Below are 719 nucleotides of genomic sequence, written 5' to 3'. Positions count from 1 at the left end.
AATCAAAACCACCCGCATAGCGGGTGGTTTGCTCTGCCCTATAAGGGCATCTTACCGGCCTGCGCCTAAAGGACGCTGCTTTCACTGCGTTCAAGCCAGTACCTTTGTCTCTTTGGCTACCCCTTGAAGGGGTTTTCATACTCCCGCGTGGTCAGCTTGTCCTGCATGATGTCATGCTTTTCCTGCTGCCGTATGTACTTGCGGATGGTGGCCTCATTAAGGCCAACGGTACTTACAAAGTACCCCTCCGCCCAAAACTTGCGGTTGCCGAACTTGTATTTCAGGTTGGCGTGCTTGTCGAAGATCATCAATGAACTTTTGCCTTTCAGGTACCCCATAAAATTCGAAACGCTGATTTTGGGCGGGATGCTCACCAGCATATGCACATGATCCGGCATGAGGTGCCCTTCCAGAATTTCAACGCCTTTGTATTTGCAGAGGTCGCGGAATATTTCACCGATGCTTTCCCGAAGCTTGGCGAATATTATCTTGCGCCGATATTTCGGGGAGAAAACAATGTGATACTTGCACAGCCATTTTGTATGGGCTAAACTTTGAACCTTGGCTCCCATAAAACACCTTTCCTTAGGTTGCGACTGGCTTGAACACCTGTAGCGTAACCGGAAAGGTGTTTTTTGGTATAACCGATTGACTCCACCCGCATAGCGGGTGGTTCTCTGTTTCGGTCGCTTCGCTCCCTCAACTGGCTAAAGCCATAA

General features: G+C 49.5%; 1 protein-coding gene. It reads right to left on the bottom strand.

The features are described from left to right. Positions 1–116 precede the first annotated feature (116 nt). Entirely contained in the window at positions 117–572 is a 456-nt protein-coding gene (gene tnpA, locus V6B97_RS17475; protein WP_333507711.1) for an IS200/IS605 family transposase, read from the bottom strand. Positions 573–719 lie beyond the last annotated feature (147 nt).

Origin of the sequence: Nitratidesulfovibrio sp. 1201_IL3209 (assembly GCF_036763125.1) — a bacterium.
Taxonomy (GTDB): Bacteria; Desulfobacterota; Desulfovibrionia; order Desulfovibrionales; family Desulfovibrionaceae; genus Cupidesulfovibrio.
The sequence above is the reverse complement of the archived record's forward strand: the minus strand, read 5'-3'. Positions and strand labels throughout refer to the sequence as shown.

Coding starts and splice junctions, on each gene's coding strand:
- tnpA (WP_333507711.1), bottom strand. CDS start 572: ATGGGAGCCAAGGTTCAAAGTTTAGCCCATACAAAATGGCTGTGCAAG.